General features: G+C 43.6%; 14 protein-coding genes and 1 pseudogene. 7 read left to right on the top strand and 8 right to left on the bottom strand.

What is annotated here, in order from left to right; genetic code table 11:
- Nucleotides 1-134: 134 nt before the first annotated feature.
- Nucleotides 135-608: a transcription elongation factor GreA gene (gene greA / locus PS3_RS01835; protein WP_007121839.1), complete on the bottom strand. Its 474-nt coding sequence runs from the start codon at nucleotides 606-608 to the stop codon at nucleotides 135-137.
- 70 nt (nucleotides 609-678) lie between these two features.
- Here greA and PS3_RS01830 point away from each other — a divergent pair, with 70 nt between their 5' ends.
- Nucleotides 679-1002 carry a hypothetical protein gene (locus tag PS3_RS01830; RefSeq protein ID WP_007121838.1) on the top strand — a complete coding sequence of 108 codons (324 nt, stop codon included), beginning with the start codon at nucleotides 679-681 and terminating at the stop codon, nucleotides 1000-1002.
- A 67-nt stretch (nucleotides 1003-1069) separates the two neighbouring features.
- Here the strand turns inward: PS3_RS01830 and PS3_RS01825 are convergent, their stop codons facing one another.
- Genes PS3_RS01825 through PS3_RS01815 form a run of 3 tightly spaced genes read right to left on the bottom strand, consistent with a single transcriptional unit; the run spans nucleotide 1070 to nucleotide 2621 of the window.
- A complete protein-coding gene (locus tag PS3_RS01825; protein WP_040467890.1) occupies nucleotides 1070-1297 on the bottom strand; it encodes a hypothetical protein in 228 nt (75 codons plus the stop codon).
- A gap of 18 nt (nucleotides 1298-1315) precedes the next feature.
- Nucleotides 1316-1822, bottom strand: a complete 507-nt coding sequence (locus PS3_RS01820) for a YbhB/YbcL family Raf kinase inhibitor-like protein (protein WP_007121837.1) — start codon at nucleotides 1820-1822, stop codon at nucleotides 1316-1318.
- Nucleotides 1823-1832: 10 nt separating this feature from the next.
- Complete coding sequence (locus PS3_RS01815) at nucleotides 1833-2621, bottom strand: tyrosine-protein phosphatase (protein WP_007121836.1); 789 nt, start codon at nucleotides 2619-2621, stop codon at nucleotides 1833-1835.
- Between the two features lie 190 nt (nucleotides 2622-2811).
- On the opposite strand from PS3_RS01815, the gene PS3_RS01810 reads away from it, so the two are divergent.
- From PS3_RS01810 to PS3_RS01795, 4 genes are all read left to right on the top strand, one after another.
- Nucleotides 2812-3978: a galactokinase gene (locus tag PS3_RS01810; RefSeq protein ID WP_007121835.1), complete on the top strand. Its 1167-nt coding sequence runs from the start codon at nucleotides 2812-2814 to the stop codon at nucleotides 3976-3978.
- A gap of 21 nt (nucleotides 3979-3999) precedes the next feature.
- A complete protein-coding gene (locus PS3_RS01805) occupies nucleotides 4000-5448 on the top strand; it encodes a UDP-glucose--hexose-1-phosphate uridylyltransferase (RefSeq protein ID WP_007121834.1) in 1449 nt (482 codons plus the stop codon).
- Between the two features lie 17 nt (nucleotides 5449-5465).
- The gene (locus tag PS3_RS01800) at nucleotides 5466-6428 is read left to right on the top strand and encodes a LacI family DNA-binding transcriptional regulator (protein WP_007121833.1); all 963 of its coding nucleotides are present in this window, start codon (nucleotides 5466-5468) and stop codon (nucleotides 6426-6428) included.
- 156 nt (nucleotides 6429-6584) lie between these two features.
- Nucleotides 6585-7529: an L-lactate dehydrogenase gene (locus PS3_RS01795; RefSeq protein WP_007121832.1), complete on the top strand. Its 945-nt coding sequence runs from the start codon at nucleotides 6585-6587 to the stop codon at nucleotides 7527-7529.
- 46 nt (nucleotides 7530-7575) lie between these two features.
- On the opposite strand, the gene PS3_RS01790 is transcribed toward PS3_RS01795, so the two are convergent.
- The 3 genes and pseudogenes from PS3_RS01790 to PS3_RS01780 form a co-directional block, all read right to left on the bottom strand.
- Nucleotides 7576-8970 carry an MFS transporter gene (locus PS3_RS01790; RefSeq protein ID WP_007121831.1) on the bottom strand — a complete coding sequence of 465 codons (1395 nt, stop codon included), beginning with the start codon at nucleotides 8968-8970 and terminating at the stop codon, nucleotides 7576-7578.
- Between the two features lie 120 nt (nucleotides 8971-9090).
- A complete protein-coding gene (locus tag PS3_RS01785) occupies nucleotides 9091-11310 on the bottom strand; it encodes an alpha-galactosidase (protein WP_007121830.1) in 2220 nt (739 codons plus the stop codon).
- 83 nt (nucleotides 11311-11393) lie between these two features.
- Nucleotides 11394-13348: pseudogene (locus tag PS3_RS01780) on the bottom strand (glycoside-pentoside-hexuronide (GPH):cation symporter).
- 280 nt (nucleotides 13349-13628) lie between these two features.
- On the opposite strand from PS3_RS01780, the gene PS3_RS01775 reads away from it, so the two are divergent.
- Together PS3_RS01775 and ribB are read left to right on the top strand one after the other, a co-directional pair.
- Nucleotides 13629-14822: an MFS transporter gene (locus PS3_RS01775; protein WP_040467904.1), complete on the top strand. Its 1194-nt coding sequence runs from the start codon at nucleotides 13629-13631 to the stop codon at nucleotides 14820-14822.
- 220 nt (nucleotides 14823-15042) lie between these two features.
- On the top strand, nucleotides 15043-15702 hold the full coding sequence (ribB, locus tag PS3_RS01770) for a 3,4-dihydroxy-2-butanone-4-phosphate synthase (RefSeq protein WP_007121827.1): 660 nt from the start codon (nucleotides 15043-15045) through the stop codon (nucleotides 15700-15702).
- Between the two features lie 86 nt (nucleotides 15703-15788).
- Here the strand turns inward: ribB and PS3_RS01765 are convergent, their stop codons facing one another.
- The gene (locus tag PS3_RS01765; protein WP_202798047.1) at nucleotides 15789-16502 is read right to left on the bottom strand and encodes an SDR family NAD(P)-dependent oxidoreductase; all 714 of its coding nucleotides are present in this window, start codon (nucleotides 16500-16502) and stop codon (nucleotides 15789-15791) included.
- Nucleotides 16503-16641: the final 139 nt, after the last annotated feature.

Raw genomic sequence — 16641 nt, 5'->3', positions numbered from 1 at the left:
GGCTGGAGTATTAATTTACACAATTCGTGGACGATAATTTTACTGGGCTTATTAGTAGTAACCATTGTTATTGGAATCGTATTTTAAGATACAAAAGCTGGATAGAAACATACCTCATGTTTCTATCCAGCTTTTTAAACTAGTTCAATTTTGATAATCCTAACTTGATAAGTGAACTCCGGAGCGGTAACGGTCACGATTTTACCGACTGATTGATGCAAGATGGCACTACCGAGAGGAGATTCATATGAGATTTTTCCTTGATTAACATCAGCTTCTTGACGTCCAACCACCTGGTAGATCATTTCTTCTTGATCTGATAGATCTTCTAAGACGACTTTTGTGCCAATTTCAACTAGTTTAGAATCTGTTGGCTCAATCACCTTAGCATATTTTAACTGTTTATTTAAAAAGCGGAGCCGACTATCAATATGACGTAAATCACGCTTAGCAGTACTATATCCAGTGTTCTCTGATAAATCACCCAGAGCTCGGGCAGCTTTTAAGCGGGCCACGAGGGTAGGACGCTGTGACTTTAATTTAGTGATTTGGCTTTCGATTTCCTGATAACCAGTAATCGTCATCAGTTGATAATAGATTTCGGGCATGGGTTCTGCTCCTTACTAGATTAGGGTTATAATAACAAAAAATAATTTAAATTTCAGGGAGCGGTTGAAGATGAGTATTGAAATTCCCACTAATATGGAAGAAGTGGCCATGAAAGTGGCCCAACAACAAGTTCGTGGTAATAATATTACGGTTGATCAAGTCATTCAAACAGCGATTCAAGAAACCATGCAGGCACTCTTAGATAATGCGTTCGATGGTCATTATGATGAAGTTAAGTGGCAGGATCAATCCTTGGTGGTGATTGATTTTATGGGGGAACTTGTTGGTCAAGCCACTAGTGAAACGAGCTTGGTTGATGAATTTAAGTCCAACGCTGATCAACTAACGGATCGCTTAGCTCAGGCCACTGAACAAATTGTTGGCGGTAGATAAAATCAGCTTAATGGCATTGTAATAAAGACGCGAGCTTCGAGAAAATCTTTTCGAAGCTCGCGTCTTTTTAGTTGAGGCGTTTTTTAACTTGGTAAGGTTGTGCCGCTTCATGATCGGCTGGCTTGGTATCCTTAGCATAAAAGATGGCATACTCTTCATCATGCGGGCCCTTAGCGATTACTAATTCATCATCAATTTGTTTTTCGCGAAAAATTTGTCCTTGCCGAACCGCTTCATCATAATCATGAACATTAGCAATTGAGTCAGCAGGATTAAAAAAGATTCTTGTAGGCATAAGATAATTCTCCTTTGTTTAGGCGCGACTAGGAATGGTCAACTTGGCTTTTTCTAAGATGTGTCCTTGGGCAGCCTTTAAAAATTCGTTCAACCAGTAACCTTTTGATAAAGGTAACTCTTGATCTAGCGCATAAACCGTTAGCGTATAATCATGATTTTGATCCGGTGGTTGGGGACCGACGTAGCCAGTTATAATCTGAGGATCGCCATTCACGAGGCTACCAGCATTGCTATTGTTACCTTGGACAAACTGATCAGCCAGTTTTCGGCTAGCGTCATCAGGGATTTGGGTCCACGTGGCTGGAAGGTTAGTTGCTAACCAGTGGATCCAAGTGAAACCGCAGACGGGAGTAGAGTCATAGTCAATGAAAACTAAGGCATAGGCTTTCGTCGCTGCCGGTGCCTCCGTAATATCGATGGGAAAAGAATGTACCGGATGGTCAGCTAATAAATCTGCTTCCGGTGCATATTTACCATATTGATCAGGTAAGAGTCCGTTAATTAATGGAACCGAAATTTTCATGGTGGCCTCCTTAGTCATCTAAATAGAGCGTCCGTAAATCTTTTAAGTCGGTGGCACTTAACTGCAAAGCATCCCTTAAGAACCGCTGAGTTGAACCATAGTTAGTGTTAATCTCTTGGATGGCAGAGTTCAGGTAATCCAAGGAAACGCCAGCTAATTGAGCGTAATTATCGATAAAGGTTTGGGTCGCTCCCTGATCCTTTAATTCATTCAACCGGTCATCAATCCATTGTTTGGTGGTTTGATTTGTTAAGAGATAATCTTGTTCGATGTTTTTTTGGTCTACCCCTAAGGTACTTAGTACCAGATATGCGCCAATTCCGGTACGATCTTTACCGGCTTGGCAATGGAAGATGACGGCACCATCTTCGGGAGTTTCCAGAAGATAAGTAAAGAAATTTCGATAGGCCTTAGTAGCGCTATCTAATTCGGTCATGAGCCGGTAAACCTCCCGCATATGTTGCGACCCGGTATTTGGTTTAACGTTCATCACGGGTTCGAGTTCGGAGGTGCGTTTGGAAGCCTCGGTTAAATCAGTTCCAAAAACGGGCTCATGATGAAAATGAGTGCCTTCGGGGACGCGGTCCGGTAAGGAGTTAACTTCGCGGGGGGACCGTAAATCAATATCATGAGTGAGGTTGAATTGTTGCAGGTAGGTTAAATCATTGGCCGAGAGTCGCCCGAGAGCTCCAGAACGAATTAATTTTCGCCATTTGACGGTGCGACCATCAGTTGTTTGATAGCCCCCTAAATCACGGAAATTTTCGCCATCATTAATTGATAATAATCGTTGAGTCATTAGTGGCTCCTTTCAAACTTGCTTATAAGTTGATTATACAAGCTTTTTGGGTGAGTGCCAAAAATCATGCCGGCCCAAAATTCTAAATTTTAATAAAAATGTAAGCGCTACCTTGACTGATTTAATGGGCAATAGTAAGATGAACAAGTAAAAGATTTTACTTAATTTTACTTAGAAGTGAGGAAAAAACATGGATAAAGCAGAATTATTAGCAAAGTATCAAGACCTCTTTCAAGTACCAGGAGACGATGTCTTCTTCTCACCAGGACGGATTAATGTGATTGGTGAACATACAGATTATAATGGTGGACACGTTTTCCCATGTGCTATTAGTCTAGGCACCTATGGGGTTTTTGGTAAGCGTGATGATCAAGAAGTGCACCTTTATTCTGGCAACATGGAGGGTGATGAGGTTATTTTTGACCTGAATGATGACCAACCGGAAACGGATGATGATCGGAAGTGGGCGAATTACTTTAAGGGGATGTTGGTGTACTTAAAGCAAGGTGGCTTTACAATTGATCAAGGTTTCAACCTCTATGTATATGGAAATCTTCCTTATGGAGCGGGACTCTCATCTTCAGCTTCAATTGAATTACTAATGGGGAATGTTTTAAAAGATGAATATAAGCTGGAGATTGAACAACTAGATCTCGTCAAATTAGGCCAGAAAACCGAAAATGATTTCGTTGGGTTAAATTCAGGAATTATGGACCAATTTGCGGTGGGGATGAGCAAAAAGGATAATGCCATTTTCCTCGACTGTAACACCTTGGAATATGAGTACTTGCCATTGAACTTAGGTGATTACGAAATCGTCATTATGAGTACGAACAAGAAGCATTCGCTTGCTGGGTCGGCTTATAATGATCGGGTGGCAGAATGTGGTGAAGCCGTGAAACGGCTCCAACAAAAGTTAGATATTCAGACTTTAGGTGAATTAGACGAACACACCTTTGATGAATACTCATACTTAATTAATGACGAATTGTTAATTAAACGGGCTCGGCATGCGGTCTTAGAAAACGACCGGACCTTGCGAGCTACGAAAGCGATGCAAGATGGTGATCTAGAAAAATTAGGTCGCTTAATTAATGCCTCCCACGTTTCCTTACACTATGATTATGAAGTTTCGGGAACGGAACTAGATACCTTAGCAGAAGCAGCCTGGGCCCAACCAGGAGTTCTGGGGGCCCGGATGATTGGTGGTGGCTTCGCTGGGAGTGCGATCGCCATTGTCAAGAAAGATCAAGCCGAGAACTTGAAGCAAGCCGTTGGTAAGATCTATCGGGATAAAGTAGGTTATGATGCTAGCTTCTACGATGCGGAAATTGTTGACGGACCACACAAGATTTAAGAGATGAAGGGATCGATGAAGATGGGTGTAATTAGTCAATATGCAGATCAGGTAATTGCCAGTGGCGCTTATGAACCGCTGGATCGCAATTATGTCATGAATAAAATCCGAGGATTAGTTGGTGATGAGGACGTCGCAGTGGGTGATGGCCGATTAGTCGATCAATTAGTGGAACTCGCGATTGCTCATGGAGCCATTGAAGACAGTGTAACTGACCGTTCAATTCTAAATGATCAATTATTTGATTTGATGACCCCAAGCCCAGCGCGGGTTAATGCGCGCTTTTGGGAAGATTATCATCGGAGTCCCCAAGAAGCGACTGATCATTTTTACCAACTTTGTACAGAAAATGATTATGTCAAAGTCGCGGCAATTAAAAAGAATATTGAATTTGTTAAAAAGGTCCAAGATGGCAATGAATTAGAAATTACCATTAACCTCTCGAAACCGGAGAAGGATCCTAAAGCCATCCAAGCGGCAGCTCATGATACAGCGGTGAAATATCCCCAATGTGCCCTTTGTATGGAAAATGAAGGTTACAAGGGTCGCTTAGGCTATGCTTCACGGAGTAACCACCGGATTATTCGCTTGACGGTGGGTGGTCGTGAATGGGGTTTTCAATATTCGCCATATGCTTACTTTAATGAGCATTGCATCTTTTTATTAGCCCAACATGAGCCAATGGAAATCAACCAACAGACCCTGGTTAACTTGGTTGAAATTGAGCAGACTTTCCCCCACTATTTCGTCGGGAGTAATGCGGATTTACCAATTGTGGGTGGATCAATGCTTGCTCATGAACACTATCAAGGAGGACGGCATACTTTCCCAATGATGAAGGCACCGATTAAGCAGGAGTTGACCTTCCCAGATTACCCAATGGTCACGGCCGGGATTGTTGATTGGCCAATGAGTGATCTTCGCTTAACTAGCACCGATACGACGGCCTTAGTTAACCTAGGTAGCCACATTATGCGGACTTGGCAAAACTATAGTGATCCAAGTTTACAAATTAATGCGGGAACGGCAGACGACCGGCATCATACAGTCACCCCAATTATGCACCGGGATGGTGATCAGTTTATTCTCGACCTAGTTTTGCGGGACAATAATACGACGAATCAATATCCGTTAGGGATTTTCCATCCGCACGAAAAATTGTGGCACATCAAGAAGGAAAATATTGGCCTGATTGAAGTGATGGGACGAGCAATCTTACCAGCCCGGTTAAAAGATGAGTTAGCCGAAGTCAAGAAGTATTGGTTACAAGAACCTAACAAAATTGCCGAAAGTCATTTGCCATGGGCTCAAGAAGTCCAAGCTCGACAAACGATTACGGCTGATAATGTTGAAACAGTGCTTGAACAAGAAGTGGCCCAAGTCTTTAGTGATGTCCTAGCTGATGCGGGAGTCTTTAAGCGTAATGCTGATGGTGAGGCAGGTTGGCAACGATTCATTAAACAGTTGTAAATTGAGGAGATGATCAGATGGCAGTCACCTTAAAAAATATAGCGGATGAAGCGGGCGTCTCGTTAGCCACGGTTTCTCGGGTGTTGAACAACGATCCCCAACTATCCGTTAGCCCCGAAACACGAGAACGGATTGTCACGATTGCCCAACGTTTGGACTATAATAAACGACGGCGTCAATCACCGATTAACCGGCGATTAGCGATCGTTGAGTGGTATTCGACTGAGCATGAATTATCAGATCTATACTATTTAAATTTGCGATTGAACGTGGAACGAGCTGCCCAAGAAGCGGGCTATTCGACGGCCACGGTCTTTGCAGGAAATTTGACTTCCCTAGCTGATCCGGTAGATGGGATCGTTGCGATTGGGAAATATAGTGCCCGTCAATTAGAAAAAATGAAGCGCTATGCCGACGTGATTGTGGATGTGGATGGCGACGCATTAGCTCAATCTATCCCTTGTGTTGTACCAGACTTTGTTGGGGGCATTACCCAAGCAGTTGATTATCTAGCTCCCCAGCATCAGCGGATCGGGATGATTGCGGGTCAAGAAACGACCGGTGACCAAGAAACGGTGGTCGATTTACGGTTAAAGACCTTTGTTAATTTGATGCAGGAGCGCAAACGGCCGGACAATTTAACCTGGTTAGGGGATTATTCGGATCATAGTGGTTACGAGCAAATGCAAGCTATTTTACAACTACCAGTTGACCAACGACCAACTGCCGTCATCGTAGCCAATGATGCCATGTCCATTGGGGCTAATCGCGCCTTACAAGAAGCTTCAGCGGCTGGGATCAAATTAATCTCGTTTGGAGACGTGGCTGGGGTTGCTAATTATATCTACCCACCCCTTGATGCGATTCATGTGCCGACTGATCAAATGGCCATGATCGGGATTGACCTGATTTCCAAGTATATGAACAATCAATTAGCGCCAGAACGCGTGGTGGTAGGGACGCAACTCGTGACAAGGTAGCTTTAGAACATAAAGTGATAAGGAGGCATTAGGGCCTCCTTTTTTAGTCACTAAAAGGAAAAACTTAAATTTATTAAAAAAGTCCTTTACATTCAACTTTGATCGCGTTACATTAGACTACAATTAAAAAATGATTAGAAAATGTGAGGCAAAAAGATGACAAGAAAAGTAGGTGTTATTGGTTTAGGTCACGTCGGGACAGCAATCGCGAATTATCTGTTAGTGACGGGAGCGGTTGATGAATTAGTCTTAGTTGATACTAATGAATTAAAGGTGAATGCGGAAGCGACTGATTTTGAGGATGCGGCTGCGAACTTAAATTGGCATAGTAAAGTGGTGGTGAATGATTTTGCAGCTTTGGCGGATGCGGATGTAGTTGTGTCATCCGTGGGGGCAATTAGCTTACAAAATGATGATGCTAAACATGATCGGTTTGTCGAGCTTAAGTTTACCAGTCAGGCGGCTAAAGAAGTCGGAACTCACTTAAAAGAAGTTGGTTTTAACGGGGTGCTGGTATCGATCACGAATCCGTGTGATGTGATTACGGCGCTATACCAACGCTTTACTGGCCTACCAACCGATCAAGTGATTGGGACTGGGACTTTGCTTGACTCGGCTCGGATGAAGAAGGCGGTAGGGCAAGCACTCGATATTGATCCGCGTTCGGTAACGGGCTATAACCTTGGTGAACATGGTAATTCGCAATTTACAGCTTGGTCCCAAGTTCGGGCCTTAGGTCATTCCCTGCCAGAATTAGCGGAAACTGAGGGGCTGGATTTAGATGAATTAGCAGAAGTTTCGCGGGCCGGCGGTTACACCGTGTTCCACGGGAAACACTACACTAATTATGGGGTCGCTTCTGCAGCCGTCCGGTTAATCAACGTGATTTTAAACGATGCGAATGCGGAATTACCGGTTTCAAACTGGAATGAAAAGTACAAAACTTATCTTTCTTACCCAGCGGTTGTTGGTAATAATGGAGTGGTTCAACAATTAAAGTTAAATTTAACGGACGAAGAAGAACAGCAATTAGCTCAATCAGCTAATTACATTAAGACGCGTTTTGATGATGTTTATGCCAAACTAACCGCAAATGACTAAAAACTCGGCCCACAAGTAGGGCCGAGTTTTTAGTTGAGCAAGTAGGTTATTGCTTTGTTTTAGCTTGTAAGTGGAAATTGTACCAAACAGTAATAGCGATAATAACCGCTAAGACAAACATCATAATAAAGTCTTGACGACCACCCAGGTAAGTGTGAAAGGCAATTGCACTGGTGGGTTTACTCCGTTGCTGGATAGAAATGAGAGCGGCCGAGAGACTCACGCTGATGGATCCAGCAAATTGTTGAACCATATTAAAGACAGAATTAACGTCAGCAGTTTCTTGCCGGCTCACGACGGTGGAAGCGTTGGAGATGGTGTTAGCAAATGCCAAGTTAAAACCAACTCGGATGACAATGTACACTAACGAGATCATGAGAGGCGTTAGTAACGACTGTAAGCCCATGTAAAACCAGGTCCCAATAATTAATAAGTAGCTCCCAATACTGATCGGTAGACGGAATCCAATGCGATCAGCGAGAGTGCCGGCAAAGGGGGAAGTGAAGGCGCCCGCAAAGGATCCGGGAAGTAAGATTAACCCGGCTATAAAAGAAGAACTATGCAGCACATAGATGGCATAAGTAGGAATAATAACAGAAAGACCAATGTTGATAAATTGCAAACAGAAATAGGTGATGGTGGCTAAGGAAATCGAGCCGTTTTTAAAAATTCTGAGATTAATTAATTCGGCTTTGCCAAAGTGATTAACGCCAATAAAAACGACCAAGAAGAGGATGCCAAGTAGACACCAGATCCAAAAGTCTTGATTAAAGCCATGGCTACCTAATTGGGCGGTAGAATAAACAAAGGCGAATAGGGATAAACCGAGGACGAATAAGCCCAAGTAACTAAAGGGCTTGTCGTTACCCATTGGATGGTTGCGAATAGTTAATTGACCGATAACGGTCCCTAAGATGACAAAGGGAATAATGATCCAGAAGATCCAACGCCAGCTAAGACTAGTGGCGACGGCCCCACCGAAAGTTGGTCCTAAGGCGGGGGCAAAAGAGATCACCATCCCAGCAATTCCAGACATAACCCCTAATTTATTCTTCGGGATCTGGGTGAAAATTAAATGAAACATTAAGGGAGTGGAAAATCCGGTAGCAATTCCTTGAATCAGGCGCCCAACTAAAAGGACCGGGAAATTAGGAGCGAGGGCACATAATAAACAGCCGATAATAAATGCGATCCCCGCCGTCAAGTGGAGCCAACGAGCAGCGTATTTCCGAATTAAATAGGCCGTGGTCCCCATGACGATGGTCACAATTAACAGATAACCAGCGGTGATCCACTGGACCATATCTAAAGAAATATGGAATTCATTACATAAAATTTGATAGGTAACGTTCATGGAGGTCTCGTTTAAGATTCCTAAAAAGGTGATTAAAGCAGTACTAAACAGGGCCCAATAAGTGGTTTTGCTGGTTGTTTCGGTCATAATTTGCCATCCTTCACAATAAAAACGGACTGATTAGCGATGGTCTTCGCAACAGTCCGTTTAGTAATTTTCTATTTTATTTTAATCAATTTAGGAATCGATTTCAAACCCCAATTATGATTATTTAATCGCTTTAGCGATAAAGAGGCTACCCTTAAAGTCAGCAGGATCCTTTTCAGGGGTCCGTGGCATTACCCGTGGAACAAAGTAACCAGCTGACATTAATTCTTGGCCACTAAAGACTTCATCGCTGTCGTTAACTGTGTATTGCTTTTCAGGATCCAGTCCGGCAAAGTAGAAGCGGATGTAAGCTGGGTTAGCCCCGTTTAGGACCTGGAAGCGAGCACCGATGGCTTCGGTTTGATCGTCGTTAACGACTTCCCAACTAAAGACATTTTGTGCATCACTATCCGGGCTTTCCAAGCGGTAGAACTTCCCAAATTGGAAGAGGTGCCGGTATTGCTTGTAGAAAGCGACCTGATCGCGAATGGTTGCTTGTTCTTCGGGACTTAACTTGGTGATGTCTAATTCGTAACCAAAGTCACCAAAGTAAGCTACTTTAGCCCGTAGGTCAATGGAAGTCAGTCGACCGACTTGGTCATTTGGCACGGCAGAAACGTGGGCTCCCCACATATTTTGGGTGTAACCATATGAAGTCCCATCCTGGATGGCTAACCGTTCTACGGCATCGGTATCATCACTAGCCCATGCTTGGGGAGCATAGTACATCATCCCAAGATCAAAGCGTCCACCACCCGAAGCACATGATTCAAAGAGGACCTTTGGAAAGGCCTTGGTTAAGCGGTCATAAAGGTCATAAACCCCTAGGATGTAGCGGTGACCAAATTCAAGTTGCCGATCGGCAGGTAGGTCGGCGCTAAAGGCTTCGGTAATACTCCGATTCATGTCCCACTTAATGTAATCAAGCTGGGTATCTTTGATGATCGCACTCATCTTTTCGTATAAGTAATCAACGACTTCCGGCCGCGACATATCTAAGACGAATTGATGCCGGGCAGGCGTTAGTTGCCGTTTTGGCGCTCCGATCCGCCATTCGGGATGTTGTTGGAATAATTCACTATCCACGGAAATCATTTCTGGTTCGAACCAAAGGCCGAACTTCATGCCGAGATTATGAACTCGGTAAGAGAATCCGCCAATCCCGTTGATAAATTTCTTTTGATCAACGAACCAATCACCGAGACTGGAGAGGTCATTATCCCGGTGACCGAACCAACCATCATCCAGGACAAACATTTCGATCCCTAATTCCTTAGCCTTCTCCACGATTGGCATCAACTTATCTTCGGTGAAGTCCATGAAAGTAGCTTCCCAGTTGTTGATTAAGATTGGCCGATCTTGGTTAACGAAGTTTTGGTTCAAGAGGTGGTGGTTGTAAAAGGCGCCAAGTTGTTGACTTAATTGGTTAAATCCATTGTCGGTATAGGTTAAGACAGCTTCAGGAGTTTGGAAGGATTCGTCCGTTCCAAGGTGCCAACCGAATTCTTCTGGGTTAATTCCGACCAGAACTCGGGTGGTATCGAATTGATCGACCTCAACGCTATCTAAGAAATTACCAGAATAGATCAAGTTAAAGCCGAAAGCCCCCCCTTGGTTATTATCCGTGTGTGGTCGAGCTAACATAAAGAAGGGGTTAGATTGGTGACCAGAGTGAAGACGAAGACTGCTGTTACTTTGAGTACCGTAACGAAGTGGACTCCGGTGGAGATGACGTTCCCGGGCCCAAGATCCGTCAAATTGGACGAGATCATATTGGCGATCAGGTAAGTCTAATTGCATACTTAAAGCACGGTTTAATTCGACCGGTGCGCCATGATTGATAAAGGTGCTACTGCGGACGATGACATCTTCATTTTCAAAAACAGTGTAGTTAAGGACTAGTTCGACTTGGTTAACATCGTCTAAAAAGTGAAGTTTAAGCGTTTGACTGTCATCTTCGTCGCTAGCGAAAGCGGATGGTTGACCAGCCAATCGTTCCTTCCCGTTCGTTAGTTCATAATGATGGTACTTAAATTCACTGATTCGTGAACCGTCGGGATTAGTTAATTGGAATGCTGGGTAACGGAAGTCACCTTTACCAAAACTAGCATATTCTTGCTTTAATAATTCCAATTGGAAATCAGTTTGGTCATCAGTTAAAGTGTTGGTACAATCGTGTTCTTCGTGGGTGTCAAGGTTAAGGTAGTCGGCTTTTACCGGAATTTTGGTTCCGTAGTATAATTGGCCAGCATCGCCGTTGATCATCACGTGGAAGATGTAACTAGTGTTAGCGGTTTGTAAATGGAAAAGTTGATGTTCTTCATTAACATTAATACTCATGGAAGTTTCCTCCTCAATAATTTAAAGCAAAAGCGAGATTTACCATGGTAAACCTCGCTTTTTGTAGCCATTTGTTTACCAGACTACTTAGTCGTAACTTCTAGAACGGCTTCATTATGAAGGACCGCGCCAGAATCTTTAATTGTCGTAAGATCAAAGTCTGGTGATTTTTCATTCTTGGTAAAGACAACCATTACAGTATCATCTTTGCCGGCATTCTTAATAGCACTGGATGAGAATTCGAGTAATTTATCATCGGCGTGAACTCGTTGACCGTTATGAACGAAGCTGACGAAGCCCTCTCCTTGCATCTCAACGGTGTTAACCCCAACGTGGATTAAGACTGGAATACCATCATCAGATACTAAGGCCACCGCATGGTTAGTTGGGAAGGTTGCGACCACTTTCCCATCAAATGGGGCGTAAACATCACCAGCAGATGGATCGATCGCAAATCCTTCACCCATGGAACCACTGGCGAAAGCTTCATCACTTACGGAAGCCAATGGTAAGAGTTTTCCGTCAACTGGAGCTAAGAATTGCGTGGTGCTGTTAGAACCGTAAGCCGCATCTTCGTCCCCATCACGGGTTGCAATGGCTTCAGTATCATCTTCAGCCAAGTTTTGGTGCCAAGTCCGTTCCAATTCATCCACGATTTCAGCGTGGTATTGTTCAGATAACTTAACCTTCTTAGCGAAGATGAAGACTGAGATAATAACCATTACGGCAGGAACCGCAAACATCATCGTCTTGAAGACCAAAGATCCGTGGCTCGTAATCGTATCTGCCGTGGCACCGGAAATCATGCCGGCAGCAGTAGCAGTTAAACCAACAACCCCAGAAGCAACGGCGCCCCCGAACTTATCAAGCAATGGACGAACAGAAAGGACTAACCCTTCATCCCGGTGACCTAACTTCAGTTGACCATATTCAACACTATCCGTGATGATCATTAAGACAACTAAGAAGTTTAATGGTTGTGGTAAGGCAAAGAGCACCCCGGCAATCGTGGCCATAACGACTGACTTACCAGCAAAGGCAAAGAGGACAACAGCACAAAGCATGATGGCTACTGAACCAAAGAAGACGTTCCGCCGCGTGAACCGCTTGGAAAGGGCAGGGTAAAGTGCCACAGTGAAGATCCCGATTACCCCATTCAGTAATGGAAGGTAGGAGTAAGCAGCTGAGTTACCAATGATGTATTGGAAGTAGTAAAGTTCCAAAGAGTTAAGTAAGGTAACCCCAGTGGTGTAGAACAAGTAAGTAACGGCAATTGACATTAATTGGTCGTTATGAACCAAAACGCCTAAAACTTGACCAATCGTCGTAGATTCCTTGTTCTCCCGGAGTTCGTTTTGCTTTTCATGGGTGAAGAGACCCACCCCGATAGCAGTAATGGCGGAAATTCCGGCAACGATTAAGGCGAACATGAACCAACCACGGTCATCACCAGTTCCCCCATTTGACTTAATGGAGAAGAAGAGGACCACCGGCATAATGATGACCCCAACTAAGTTACCACCAATTGTTGACCCGATCCGGGCGAAAGTGGCGGTCTTTTCCCGTTCTTCCGAGTCAAATGAGATCGCAGGGATCATTGACCAGAAGGCCACATCGTTAAATGAATAGAAGATATCCATCACAATGTAGATAACGGCGAAGATTGCCAAGTATAGGTAAGGGCTACGAGTCGTCAAGCCACCCATGTTAGTGAACAAGATGGCGATAGCAACGGCAGAGATAATCCCCCCACCAACAACCCAAGGCTTAAAGTGCCCCAACGAGTGTTGGTTTTGTCGATGGCATTCCCGATATATGGATCGATGACCAATTCAACGATCCGCAAGATCATGATCAAACCAGAAATGTAACCGACCATCTTAGCGGTATTAGCGCCGCTTGAGAACAAGTGTCCCGTCACGAAGTTCATGAAGTAGGTGGACAACATCCCGTAGAACATATCGTGACCAAAGGCACCAAATGAATATGAGATCCGCGCGGTCATACCATTACCGCGTGGTGCAGTAGCGTCATTCATAAAAGAACCTCCTATCAAGCTTTATGAAATTCACAAATATAGTGTAACCGCTTTCAAATAAATGATCAAGATGTTTTTAGTAAAAAATTAAGTAAAAAATTATTTTTTACTTCACAAGTTGGTAAAAAGCCGGAATCATCGCTTTTGTGAAAGACTAAAATCTTATTGACCTTGCTAAAGCTTGGTGTCATAATTTTGAAGGAATCAGAATAACTAATGTCTGAGAGCATTAATTTTGGAGGGAAATATTGTGAAACAAGTAGATGCCAATTCATCGTCGATGAGTGCCAATCAAAAGTGGGTCTTAGCATCCCTATCGTCAGGGTTTATGTTGGAGAATATGGACGTGATGTTTCTGTCCTTTTCTTTATCAGCGATCATTGCCCAATTGCACATTTCTGGTGCCGCTGGTGGTTGGATTGGGACCTTCACTAATTTAGGGATGTTTGTTGGGGGTACCTTGTTTGGACTCCTAGGTGATCGAATTGGTCGGGTCAAAACCTTTACTTATACCATTTTTATTTTTGCGATCGCCACCGGCTTAACTTTCTTCGCCCATAACATTACCAGTTTGTATATTCTACGGTTTATCGCCGGAATTGGAGCCGGTGGGGAATACGGCGTTGGGATTGCCTTAATTGCTGAAAATTTCCGAGCCAGTCAAATTGGTCGCATGACTTCGATAGCAGCTATTGGTGGTCAAGTGGGATCGATCTTAGCGGCTCTGTTAGCGGCTTGGGTTGTCCCAACTTGGGGTTGGAATACTTTGTACCTCTTCGGGATTTTACCCGTGATTTTGACTTACTTTGTCCGTGAACACGTGCAAGAAAGTGATAGCTTTTTAAAGGCTCAGGCCCAAGCCAAACAGAATCAAGAGCGGATTTCTTTTGGTCGTTTGTTCGCAACGCCAAGCTTAAGCCTGCAAACCTTAGGCTTAATGTGGATGACCATTGTACAGATTGCAGGTTATTTTGGTTTGATGAACTGGTTACCATCAATTGTTCAACAACAACATGGCCTGAGTGTTTCTGGTTCATCCTATTGGATGATCGCCACGATTATTGGGATGAGTCTGGGGATGTTAGTTTTTGGAACAGTTCTCGACAAATTAAGTCCACGGTGGGCCTTTACTATTTTCTTGTTGGGGAGCGCTGGAGTAATGTTCACCATCTTAAATGCTCATACCATGGTAGGAATGTTGCTAGCGGGGGCATGTATCGGTTTCTTTTCCAACGGAATGTTTGGTGGCTATGGTGCCGTAATTAGTCTGCTTTATCCAACAGAGATCCGGTCAACTGCCAATAATGTCATCATGAACACGGGTCGAGCAGTTGGTGGATTTTCTTCGGTGGTAATTGGTTTGCTAATTGATCATTATTCCTTAACAGTTGTCATGGGCTTTTTGGCAACCCTCTATATTTTGAGTTTTCTGGTAATGATTTCATTGCCAGGATTGCGGAAAATTAAATCTTAATTTAATAACGATCAGTGAAGTGTCTACACTCTTCGCTGATCTTTTTTATAAATTTTGAAGCTCGTCTTTTGCCTATACACTAACATTCACGTGAATGAACGATATATAGTTCGTGTTTTAATGAAAAATATACCTTGATTTTTAATTAAAAGTTCGTTATTATGAAGTTGCGTTCGAACGAGAGATAGATAATTGATTAGAAAAGAGAGGTAATTGACGAATGGAATTTTCAACAGTTGAAGTGGCCTTGGAACACTTACAAAAAGGCGGTTTTATTATTTTAGCTGATGATGAAGGACGGGAAAATGAAGGTGACTTGGTGGCCTTAGCCCAAGACATCCAACCAGCTGTTGTTTACCAAATGTTGCATGAAGCAAATGGCTTAATGTGTGTACCAATGCCAAAGGCGTTAACTGAAAAGCTCGGCTTTACTCCAATGGTTAAGCACAGTACGGATCCTCATGGGACTCCCTTTACAATTACTGCCGACGGAACATTAGAAGCTACTGGCGTGACGACTGGGGTGTCTGCTTTTGATCGGGCGGCAACTATTCAACAAATGGCTAAGCCGGATGCAAAGGCAACTGATTTTAATCATCCAGGTCATATTCAACCCTTATATGCTCAACCAAATGGGTTGCGGGACCGGGTAGGGCATACCGAAGCGGCGGTAGATTTAGCCTATCTAGCTCATCGTCAACCGGTGGCGGTGATTATTGAAGTTTTAAAGGCTGATGGGACGATGGCCCGCCGGGATGCTTTAGCAGGAATGGCTGATCGATTAGAGGTGCCTTTCTTAACGATTGACGCTATTGTTAAGTACATGGATGACCATGGGATTGTAAAGGCTGCTGATGAGGTAGCTGAATTGGTTAAATAGTAAAATTAACTGCCAAATATAAAGATTTCATAATGACGCAAAATAAAAATCGAGAATGGTGAAATTTCACCATTCTCGATTTTTAATTACCAGGGCAGTGCTTTGCCATCCCGGAAGAAGCCACCTGTGGGGCCGTCATCCGGTAGTTCAGCGGCCCAGATAACACTCTTTGCACTATCTGCGACCTTTCGACCGAACCCACTGCCGTAAGTGTCAGTTACGTCTGGGCAGACGGAATTGACAAGGATGCCATATGGTGCGAGATCCCTGGCCATTTTCACGGTGAGTCCGTTGAGGGCCAGTTTACTGATACCATAGCCCATTGCGCCAAATTTACCATAACGAAGGCCGTAATCTGGATCGTCATAAGAGCCAGCACCACTAGATACGTTTACAATCCGGGGGTGGTCCGACTTCTTTAAAAGCGGTAACAACTTTTGGGTAACGTTCCAGGCACCAACGACATTAGTATCAAGAGTTTCCTTCATCAATTTAATGCTTTCTTCTTCGATGGAAGCACCGGCTTTCATTAAGGCCGCGTTATTTACGAGAATATCAATTTTGCCGTATTTGGTCGCAACGACTGAGGCAGCTTGTCGAGCGCTTTCTTCGTCAGTAACATCAAGTACAACATAAGAAGCATTAATATCGCTATCTTTTAGTTCTGCAACCAGATTTTCTAATTCTACTGCTCTTCTGGCGGCTAGAATGACAGTATACCCTTTTTCGCCCAGTTGTTTTGCTGTTTCGAATCCTAAGTTTCCTTGGCGTCCTGCGCCGGTGATAAGTGCGATTTGCATAATGAATACCTCTTTTTTCTGCATCAAAATATGATGGGGTGATTTTTGGTACCCAAAATTGTATCACATGGGAGGCGGAAGATGAATTTTCATGCATTTCGAACTCATTGATACAAAAGAACCATCAATTCCTGATATT

Source organism: Limosilactobacillus gastricus PS3, from assembly GCF_000247775.1.
Lineage (GTDB): Bacteria > Bacillota > Bacilli > Lactobacillales > Lactobacillaceae > Limosilactobacillus > Limosilactobacillus gastricus_A.
The sequence above is the reverse complement of the archived record's forward strand: the minus strand, read 5'-3'. Positions and strand labels throughout refer to the sequence as shown.

Bases quoted from the DNA above. Each gene is read 5' to 3' on its own strand.
- greA (WP_007121839.1), bottom strand. From the start codon at position 608: ATGCCCGAAATCTATTATCAACTGATGACGATTACTGGTTATCAGGAA.
- PS3_RS01830 (WP_007121838.1), top strand. From the start codon at position 679: ATGAGTATTGAAATTCCCACTAATATGGAAGAAGTGGCCATGAAAGTG.
- PS3_RS01825 (WP_040467890.1), bottom strand. From the start codon at position 1,297: ATGCCTACAAGAATCTTTTTTAATCCTGCTGACTCAATTGCTAATGTT.
- PS3_RS01820 (WP_007121837.1), bottom strand. From the start codon at position 1,822: ATGAAAATTTCGGTTCCATTAATTAACGGACTCTTACCTGATCAATAT.
- PS3_RS01815 (WP_007121836.1), bottom strand. From the start codon at position 2,621: ATGACTCAACGATTATTATCAATTAATGATGGCGAAAATTTCCGTGAT.
- PS3_RS01810 (WP_007121835.1), top strand. From the start codon at position 2,812: ATGGATAAAGCAGAATTATTAGCAAAGTATCAAGACCTCTTTCAAGTA.
- PS3_RS01805 (WP_007121834.1), top strand. From the start codon at position 4,000: ATGGGTGTAATTAGTCAATATGCAGATCAGGTAATTGCCAGTGGCGCT.
- PS3_RS01800 (WP_007121833.1), top strand. From the start codon at position 5,466: ATGGCAGTCACCTTAAAAAATATAGCGGATGAAGCGGGCGTCTCGTTA.
- PS3_RS01795 (WP_007121832.1), top strand. From the start codon at position 6,585: ATGACAAGAAAAGTAGGTGTTATTGGTTTAGGTCACGTCGGGACAGCA.
- PS3_RS01790 (WP_007121831.1), bottom strand. From the start codon at position 8,970: ATGACCGAAACAACCAGCAAAACCACTTATTGGGCCCTGTTTAGTACT.
- PS3_RS01785 (WP_007121830.1), bottom strand. From the start codon at position 11,310: ATGAGTATTAATGTTAATGAAGAACATCAACTTTTCCATTTACAAACC.
- PS3_RS01775 (WP_040467904.1), top strand. From the start codon at position 13,629: ATGAGTGCCAATCAAAAGTGGGTCTTAGCATCCCTATCGTCAGGGTTT.
- ribB (WP_007121827.1), top strand. From the start codon at position 15,043: ATGGAATTTTCAACAGTTGAAGTGGCCTTGGAACACTTACAAAAAGGC.
- PS3_RS01765 (WP_202798047.1), bottom strand. From the start codon at position 16,502: ATGCAAATCGCACTTATCACCGGCGCAGGACGCCAAGGAAACTTAGGA.